Raw genomic sequence first — 4,802 nt, forward strand, 5'->3', positions numbered from 1 at the left:
ACCCTTTGACGTTCAACCCATCGTCGATGCTGGGCGTGCCCGGCATTATGGACGTTTACCGTGCGGGTAATATCACAATTGCCAATGCACCGGGCACAGGCATTGCCGACGACAAAGCTATTTATAGTTATATTCCGGACATCATTGAATTTTACACTGGCGAGCGGGCGATCTTGAAAAACGTCGAAACCTTCCGATGCGCTGAACCGGACATGCTGGCCTATGTGCTGGATAACCTTGCCGATCTGGTGGTCAAAGAAGTCCATGGATCGGGCGGATATGGTATGTTAGTCGGGCCTGCCGCCAGCAAGCAGGAGCTGGCTGATTTCGCGGTCAAACTCAGAGCCAACGCCGCCAATTATATCGCCCAACCCACACTATCGCTTTCGACCGTGCCAATCTTTACGGATGCTGGATTGGCGCCGCGGCATGTGGATTTGCGGCCGTTTGCGCTGGTTTCACCCGAGGGGATCAACATCACGCCCGGTGGTTTAACCCGCGTGGCATTAACCGAAGGCAGCCTTGTTGTGAACTCAAGCCAAGGCGGCGGCACAAAAGACACTTGGATATTGGAAGACTAGGATGCTGGGAAAAACCGCAGGTGGTCTTTATTGGATGTTCCGTTCGCTTGAGCGGGCCGAAAACACCGCACGTCTGATCGAAGCAGGCTTTCGCATTGCGTTGACACGTTCAACACGTGCCGAAGCCGAATGGAAATCAGTGATCGTCACTTCTGCTGCGCAAACGGCATATGAAATCAAACATGACAGCTATGACAGCGAACAGGTCGTGGATTTCCTGTTACGCGATACGGACAACCCAAGTTCGGTGTTATCGGTGATAAAATCAGCCCGAGATAGCGCGCGATTGGTCCGCACGGCCCTAACCACAGAGGTTTGGACTAGTGTGAATGACACATGGATGGTGCTGACCAAACTGTTAGAAGCGCCCGTGCTACAAACAGAATTACCCGCTGTTCTAGCCACGATCCGCCAACAATCCGCTGTTGTGCGTGGGGCCTTGCATGGAACGATGTTACGCAATGACATCTACGATTTTTGCCGCCTTGGGACATTTGTCGAACGCATGGACAGCACAGCGCGGATCATCGACGTGAAATATTATTCCTTGCTGCCGTCACCGTCGTTCGTGGGCAGTCGCTTGGACAATGTGCAGTGGGAAACGATCCTGCGGTCGGTATCTGCTCATCGGTCTTTTCGGTGGGCGGTCGACGATGATTTCAACGCTCCGGCAATCGCGGATTTCTTGATCCTTGACGGCCGTATGCCGCGGTCTTTGCGGTTCTGCGTGGGCAAGTTGGCAGACAATCTGGAATACCTTGGCATGAACGATACCGAACCAAAAGCGTCGCGGGTTATGGCGCAAAAGCTGTACGCGCGTCTGAAAGATCGCGACATTGCATCGATATTTGACGAAGGGCTGCATGAGTTCCTGACAAGTGTCACCGACGAAAACGCACGTATCGGCATGCAGATCGAACAAGATTACAGGTTCAACATTTAAATGCAGCTCAATATCCGCCACACGACGACCTACCGCTACGATCAACCCGTTGATTATGCATTGCAAAAAGTGCGCCTGCGTCCACAGAAAAGCACGGTCCAATCGGTGCTAAACTGGGATATTGCTGTCGCTGGTGGCGTCATCGAGACGCATTATAATGATCACTATGGCAACCATGTCGACTTGGTGAATGTGGACCGCGGTGCGCAAGAGGTTAAGATCACTGCAAACGGTACCGTTGATACGCATGATCCGTCGGGCGTGCTTGGCAAAGTATATGGTCACGCGCCCTTGTGGCATTTCGCGCAAGCGACCGATGCAACAACCGCAGGCGCTGGCATTAGGGAACTGGCCGAAGGTGTCGGTGCCGCCGCAGACCGCGTTGAGGCCTTGCATCGCCTTTCTGATCGCATCTTGATCGCCGCACCTTATGTTTTGGGAAAGACGACGAACACGACGCTTGCCGAAGAAGCGCTGCAAATCGGGGCAGGGGTGTGTCAGGATCACGCCCAGATATTTATCGCCGCCGCACGGGCTCAGGGCATCTCAGCACGTTATGTCAGCGGCTATCTGATGATCAACGACCAGATCGACCAAGACGCTACGCATGCATGGGCCGAGGCGCATGTCGACGGCTTGGGCTGGGTCGGATTTGACGTATCCAATGGCGTGTCACCGGATGAAAAATACGTCCGGATCGCCATTGGTCGCGACGCACGTGATGCGTCCCCCAATGAAGGAATGCGGCTGGGTGCGGCGCAAGAACAGATGATTGTGTCTTTGCAGGTTCAGCAGTAGAACAAACGCGACACTTCATTTGGATAAGATTCTGTGACATACTGCATCGGCTTAAAGCTGAACAACGGCCTTGTTTTTATGTCGGATACGCGCACAAGCGCGGGCGTCGACAACTTTGCTACTAGCAAGAAAATGTTCACCTGGAACGAGCCCGGCGAGCGTATGATCACAATCATGACGGCTGGAAATCTGGCGACGACCCAAGCGATGATCAGCTTGTTGGAAGAACGTTCAAAAACCACGGAGGACCGTGATCCAAGCATTTTGCGCGAAGCCACAATGTTTCAGGTCGCGCGTCTTGTCGGTGCCACGCTAAAAGAAGTGATTGGCGAGACCACAAACGAGGGACAGCTTAAGCAAGCGCAATTTTCGGCTTCGATCATTGTTGGCGGGCAGATCAAAGGCGGCAAGCCTACGGTTTTCTTGGTCTATCCCCAAGGCAACTTTATCGAAATTACGGACGACACGCCGTTCTTCCAGATTGGCGAGACCAAATATGGCAAGCCAATTCTTGTGCGTGCCTATGATCCCGAGATGAGCTTTGAAGACGCCCTTAAACTGTTGATCGTGTCGTTTGATTCGACCGTAAAATCTAACCTTTCCGTGGGTTTACCATTTGATATTCAAGTATACGAAGCGGATAGCTTCGAGATCGGCACCACGCGCCGCATTGAAGAGAGCGACGCGATTTACCAAGCGATTTCGTCGGGTTGGGGTGACGCACTTAAGGCCGCGTTCCAGAAGCTGCCCGCTTACAAGCTCTAGGTCAGATTTTTGCCCAGTTCCCAGTGCGTGACTGGACGCTGCAGGCGGTAAGACGCGCAAGACCTCGGTCACGCAAAAGAACCTGCCGGTGATATCTGGCTACTTTCGTTTGCATTCTGTCTGGGTCCCCACAACCCTTGGTGGAGTGTACGTTGCGTGTTGCACTGCCAGATATGTCAAATTCCTTTGATCAATCTGCGTGTATCTGCTAAGTAACGGTATATTTTACAAGTTTTTGGTGTGGTTTCTCGTGCGTTACGATTTTGATCTGTTTTATGCGGACAATGCCCCGGTTGCACAGGGGGATGCTGCGCCGTCTCATCGGACGACCCATGATCCGCTGCGTCACAATACTGTTTTAGCCGTTTTTCGTGATCAAAGAACGATAGATGCTGTCGCGGCGGCCCCGCCAATTGTACGTCTGTTTTTGGAAGAAGCAGGTTTTGGCGTCAAAATACCCCGCTCCAAGGATGCAACAAATGCGGCATCCCGTGTTGATCCGGTGAAGCGCCGCGTGTTGGTGCGCCAACTGACCGCCACGTTGTCAAATCGCGCAATGAAAAAAGCGCTCGGGCGGGTGGCGAAGGTGGGTGAATTTGTCGTGCATGATTTTATTGCTTCAGTTGTCGCCAAAGAGGTGCCCGAAGCAAATGTTGCCGTGGATGATGACGCACCAAGAGACAAAGTGATGCCCAGACGTCCGATCGAGGTGCGCAAGTCAGGGGCAAGGCGTCGAGTGCGCCCGACCTAAATGTTCGCGATGCCTAGCGTTGCAACGTTGTTATTATTGATTTGATGTCCATGCGATCCATTCTATGAATAGCCCATGACTTTTGATCAAATTAAAACATTCCTTTGGGTGTCACGGCTTGGTGGCTTTCGTAAAGCAGCCGAGAGGTTGAACCTTTCGCAACCCGCGGTGTCCTCGCGGATATCAAATCTGGAGAATGAACTGCGCGTGCCGTTGTTTGAACGCGGTCCGGGCGAGTTGGTTTTGACTAAACACGGGACGTTGCTGCTGGCATATGCAGAGCAGATGTTATTCGTCGAAGAAGAGATCAAACAGCGCGTCGCGAACCCGTCAGAAGCTGAAGGCCTGTTTCGTGTCGGTGCGTCAGAAACGATTGCACAAGCCTGGTTGCCAGAATTTCTGACCGCGTTCAGTGCGCAATATCCGCTGGTTAATGTGGACCTGACCGTCGACATATCGCTCAACTTGCGGTCTGCATTGCTTGAGCGTCGTTTGGACCTCGCGCTGTTAATGGGCCCGGTGTCGGAGTTCACGGTCGAGAACATCGCATTACCTCCATTTGATTTGCATTGGTACAGGTCCACTTCGAACCCGCAAACCGATCTGAGCGAAATCCCCGTCATTTCTTATTCCAGCAAAACGCGGCCTTACCGCGAATTGATGTCAGAATTATCGCGTAGGGTAGGCCCGAAATTGCGTGTTTTTGCGTCAGCGTCTTTGTCGGCAAGCCTCAAGATGATTGCAGCGGGAATCGCCGTCGGTCCGTACCCTCGGGCGTTGGCGAATGATTTTCTAGCATCCGGCCAGATTGTTGAATTCGATCCTGGCTTTCGACCACCACCGCTCGCCTTCACTGCGTCCTATCTTGCAGAGCCACGCAGCTATGTCGCTGAAAACAGTGCAGAAATAGCGCGTGAAGTTGCATTGTTGTGGGACAAGACACATCCCAAGTGAATTCAAATTA

6 protein-coding genes are annotated in these 4,802 nt (G+C 52.7%); all 6 read left to right on the plus strand.

The window, feature by feature from the left end; genetic code table 11:
• On the plus strand, nt 1–581 hold a 581-nt coding region (locus QZ197_RS14800; RefSeq protein ID WP_296432923.1), incomplete at its 5' end, for a circularly permuted type 2 ATP-grasp protein.
• A 1-nt stretch (nt 582) separates the two neighbouring features.
• Nucleotides 583–1,524, plus strand: coding sequence for an alpha-E domain-containing protein (locus tag QZ197_RS14805; protein WP_296432924.1), 942 nt, complete (start codon nt 583–585; stop codon nt 1,522–1,524).
• Entirely contained in the window at nt 1,525–2,322 is a 798-nt protein-coding gene (locus tag QZ197_RS14810; protein WP_296432925.1) for a transglutaminase family protein, read from the plus strand.
• Between the two features lie 33 nt (nt 2,323–2,355).
• On the plus strand, nt 2,356–3,087 hold the full coding sequence (locus tag QZ197_RS14815; protein ID WP_296432926.1) for a peptidase: 732 nt from the start codon (nt 2,356–2,358) through the stop codon (nt 3,085–3,087).
• A 250-nt stretch (nt 3,088–3,337) separates the two neighbouring features.
• Nucleotides 3,338–3,838, plus strand: coding sequence for a hypothetical protein (locus QZ197_RS14820; RefSeq protein WP_296432927.1), 501 nt, complete (start codon nt 3,338–3,340; stop codon nt 3,836–3,838).
• A gap of 75 nt (nt 3,839–3,913) precedes the next feature.
• Nucleotides 3,914–4,792, plus strand: coding sequence for a LysR family transcriptional regulator (locus QZ197_RS14825; RefSeq protein WP_296432928.1), 879 nt, complete (start codon nt 3,914–3,916; stop codon nt 4,790–4,792).
• The last annotated feature ends 10 nt before the right edge of the window (nt 4,793–4,802 follow it).

It is taken from the genome of Yoonia sp., assembly GCF_017854415.1.
Taxonomy (GTDB): domain Bacteria; phylum Pseudomonadota; class Alphaproteobacteria; order Rhodobacterales; family Rhodobacteraceae; genus Yoonia.

Bases quoted from the DNA above. Each gene is read 5' to 3' on its own strand.
- QZ197_RS14825 (WP_296432928.1), top strand. From the start codon at position 3,914: ATGACTTTTGATCAAATTAAAACATTCCTTTGGGTGTCACGGCTTGGT.
- QZ197_RS14805 (WP_296432924.1), top strand. From the start codon at position 583: ATGCTGGGAAAAACCGCAGGTGGTCTTTATTGGATGTTCCGTTCGCTT.
- QZ197_RS14810 (WP_296432925.1), top strand. From the start codon at position 1,525: ATGCAGCTCAATATCCGCCACACGACGACCTACCGCTACGATCAACCC.